The organism is Planctomycetota bacterium (genome assembly GCA_035574235.1).
Classification (GTDB): Bacteria; Planctomycetota; MHYJ01; order MHYJ01; family JACPRB01; genus DATLZA01.
Map to the genome: position 1 here is coordinate 1 of DATLZA010000109.1, position 3907 is coordinate 3907.

General features: G+C 67.5%; 4 protein-coding genes. 2 read left to right on the forward strand and 2 right to left on the reverse strand.

Annotated features, from left to right (window positions below):
- Positions 1–730 (reverse strand): DUF4118 domain-containing protein (locus VNO22_09835; protein HXG61666.1); only part of this gene is annotated, 730 nt, incomplete at its 3' end.
- 155 nt (positions 731–885) lie between these two features.
- A complete protein-coding gene (locus tag VNO22_09840; GenBank protein ID HXG61667.1) occupies positions 886–2133 on the reverse strand; it encodes a tetratricopeptide repeat protein in 1248 nt (415 codons plus the stop codon).
- Positions 2134–2196: 63 nt separating this feature from the next.
- Between VNO22_09840 and VNO22_09845 the strand changes: the two genes are divergently transcribed.
- Complete coding sequence (locus VNO22_09845; protein HXG61668.1) at positions 2197–3174, forward strand: sigma-54 dependent transcriptional regulator; 978 nt, start codon at positions 2197–2199, stop codon at positions 3172–3174.
- A gap of 217 nt (positions 3175–3391) precedes the next feature.
- Positions 3392–3907, forward strand: a 516-nt coding sequence (locus VNO22_09850) for a hypothetical protein (GenBank protein HXG61669.1), incomplete at its 3' end; no start/stop codon positions are given.

A 3907-nucleotide genomic window follows, 5' to 3' on the forward strand; every position in this document is an offset into this window, starting at 1 on the left:
CGATCTCCTCCCGGGCCCGCGTTTCCCGCGTGACATCCCGGGCCGAGGACAGGACGTACTTCTTACCCTGAAGTTCGACGAGTTCGGCGTTCACGAGCGCCTCCAGGATCTCTCCGGCTTTCGTCGTCACCCTGGCCCGCAAATCCCGAACGTACCCGTCGCGAAGGAACTGGTCCATGCGGCGCTTGCGCCCCTCGGCATCGGACACCATCCCGATCTCGAGGCTCGTCTTTCCGAGCATCTCCTCGCGAGAGTGGCCGAACATCCGGACGAAGGCGTCATTGACATCGACGAATCGGGCCTCGGGCAGCTCCTGGATGCCGGCCGCGATCGGAAGGGATCGGAACATGGCGGCGAACTTGCGTTCGCTTTCCCGGAGCTTCCCTTCGGACCGGTGCATCCCCTCGACGGCCAGGACCAGGCAGGATCCCGCGCCGATGAAGACCGCCAGAGCCAGGAGGTCCGTAAGAGTCCGCGGAAGAAGAGCGTGCCTCGGCTCGATGAAGAACCAGTCCGCCGCCAGCGCGCTCAGGATGAGGGCGAGAACCCCGGGGCCGAGGCGGCCGTAGCCCGTGGCCAGAACGACGGCGGGCCAGAAGAAGATGAAGGGGATGGCCGTGGCGCCCCAGAGGGGCGTGAGCGCCTCGCGGAGAGCGCACGCGAGAGCCACGATCCCCACGGCCGCGCCGTAGCGGAACGCCGGAGGGCGCCGAGAGGCCCCGGAAGGCACCTGCACCCCCCCTCTCCGCCGGCGGGATCGGGCCGTCTCTCCGAGCGGCGGGATTTCGCACCTGGATCGAACAACAGCGATGATACCGTCATCATACACTTCCGGCGCGGCGAGACAACGCTTTCGTGTGAACGAAGCGGAGAAACGGGAGGATCTTACGCTTCCGCCAGGTCCTTGAAGGCGGGATCGTTCCAGTAATCCCGGAACGCGGGGTCGTTGAGGGCCTCGTCCTTGAATTCGCCGTCGTTCTTGATCGCCAGCCCGAGCGTCTCGAGCATCTTGTCGCGCTGCCGGCGGCGGGCGTAGGTGGCCGCCAGGTCGTAGTAGGCCACGGGATCGGTGGGGTCCAGCTCGATCGCCTTCTGGTACGCCTCGATCGCTTCGTCGTAGCGCATGAGCTCCCGGTAGGCGTTGCCCATCTTGCCCCACGCCACCTGGTGGTCGGGCTTGAGGGCGAGAAGGCGCTTGTAAATCTTGAGCGCCTCCTCGGGCCGCCCGTGCGAGTGGGCGAAGCTGGCCTGCAGGAACAGGGTGTGCGCCTCGACCTCCTGCATGAAGCGCTCGTGCTGCGCCTTGAAGTCCCGGTCGATCCGCTCCTTCTGGTCGGAGCCGAGGCGCCGGACTTCCAGCTCGATCTGCTGCCGGAGCTGCCCGAGCGTCTCCTCGAGTTCCTTCTCCGCCTTCTGGCGCAGGGCCATGACCTCCTCGCGGAGCTTGTGGTCGGTATTTTGCTGGAGAAGGTCGGAGAAGCGCTCGATCTCGACCTCCTGCTCGTCCTTGAGCTTGCGGACGAACTCGAGGATGTCCACCTTCTTGGCCTCGAGCTCCTCCAGCACGCGGTCGGTCCGTTTGGTGATCTGCTGGGACTCCTCGATGTAGACGCCGGCCTGGCGGACGAGCTCCTTCCACTCTTTGAGCTTGGAGGAAACGTGGCCGACGAAGTAGATCATAACGAGGACGAAGGCCGTGGCGATGATGGCCACCGTGATCGAGAGGATGCGGATCTCGCTCTTGGCCTCCTTGGCCTTGACCTCGGCGCCTTCGATGGACTGCTTGATGATGCGGCTGACCTCCTCGGCGGAGAGGGTGTCCGTGGGGAAGGTCTTGCGGCCGATCTCGTCCCACCAGGCGCGCCACTTGCTCGCGTCGGGGCCGAATCCCTTCTGGCCCGTCAGGCGCTCGAGGGCCTCCGCCCCCGCGGCCCGGACGGAGTCGTCCGTCTCCCGGCCCAGGAGCTCGATGAGATGGGGAATGGCGGACCGGACCCCCTTCTGCCCGAGGAGGAGGCAGGCGTGCTTGCGCACCTCGGGGTTGATGTGCTGGAGGTCCTGGGTCGGGTCGTTCTGAAGGCCCTGCACCCCGCTCGGCCCGGCCAGGACGAGCGCGAGAACGAGCGACGTCACGCGGCGGATTATAGCCCCGGCCGAACTTGCAAGTCAACGCCGGGCCGGGTTAGCATGGCGGCGATGCGTCCCGCCGAGCCGTCCCGCGCGCGCCGGGCGCCGCCGGAGATCGTGGCCGAAAGCCCCGCCATGCGCCGGCTGCTGGCGGCCTTGGAGCGCCTGACGGACGTGGACGATCCCGTGCTCCTGGAAGGCGAGACGGGCACCGGCAAGGGGCTCTTGGCGCGCACGTTGCACTCCCTGGGTCCGCGCGCGACCGGAAGGTTCGTGGCCGTCAACTGCGGGGCCCTGGCACCGGGGCTTCTGGAGGCCGAACTTTTCGGGACCGTGCGGGGCGCCTACACGGGGGCCGATTCCGACCGGCCCGGGCTTTTCGAGGCCGCCGACCGGGGGACGCTCTTCCTCGACGAGCTGGAGGCCATGCCCGAAGCCATGCAGCGGGCGCTTCTCAGAGCGCTGGACGAGCGGAAGGTGCGGCGGGTCGGCGCGGTCGAGGAGGTTTCGGTGAACGTCCGGATCCTGGGGGCGGCCAACGACTCGCTGCGGGACCTGGCGGCACGGGGGCTTTTCCGGAAGGATCTCTACTATAGGTTGAGCGCGTTCACGCTGCGCGTCCCCGCGCTGCGGGAGCGGCCGGAGGACCTTGCGCTTCTGGCCGAGCGGTTCCTCCAGGAGCAGGCGCGGGAGCTGCGGCGGACGCCCCGGGAGCTTTCCCCCGAGGCGCTGGAACGGCTGCGTCGCTACGCCTGGCCCGGCAACGTGCGCGAGCTTCGAAACGAAATGCGCCGGCTGGCCGCCCTCGGCGAGGGCACGGTCCGGGAGGAGGAGCTGGCCCCGGCCATCCGCCACGCCCGGTCGGCCGGAGGCGATCCGGTTCGCCGCGGACTCTATCGCGAGCGCCTGCGCGAATTCGAGCGGCAACTTCTCCGCGAAGCGCTCGAGGAGCACCGCTGGAACCTTTCGGCCGCGGCTCGCGCCCTCGGAATGGGCCGGGCGACGCTTCGCCGCAAAGCGCGCGCGCATTCCCTCAAGCGCCCCTGAAACGTTACGAAACCATAACGCCACGGTTCAACACGAGCCGATCCGACCGCTCGGCGGATAAAGTTGCGGCCGCTACCCTTTGCGGGCTAATATTTTAGGGGAGCTCCGGGAAGGGGCATGGCATCGCCATTGCCTGTGTTACCTGGCCACCCCAATTTTCGGGAGCTTCTGGGGGCGCCGATGCGGGATGGGGAGAAACCCTCGAAAGGAGGCCGTCGTGGTTGCACTGCGTAATCGCCGCGGGACGGTGCTCATCATCGTCCTCGGGGTGCTTTTCATCCTGTCGCTCCTGGCGACGACCTTCGCCACGCTGCAGGGCACCGAGCAGCAGGTGGCCGCCAACTACCTGGACACCGTCCGGGCCAAGCTCTTGGCCCAATCGGCCATCCAGGACGCCGAGGCCCGGCTTCGGGAGCACTTCCCCTTCCGCTACTTCGACACCGCCAACGTCACCACCCCCAAGCCTTGGAAGTTCTGGGGCCGTGACAAGACCGAAACGGTTGAACCCGGCTATCTCGAGCGCATCGAGGACGCCGTCAACCCTTCCTTCGCGATCGAGAAGGAGAATCCCCAGGACCCGACCGACCCGCGCGTGGAGCCCCAGACGATCTGGATCCGCAAGGGCGGCAAGCGCCGCGAACTGGGCCTCTCGGGCGTCCAGGGCGGCACCTACATGCGCCACGGCGACCACTATGTGCTCAAGATCAACGACCTCTCCGGCCGCATCTACGTC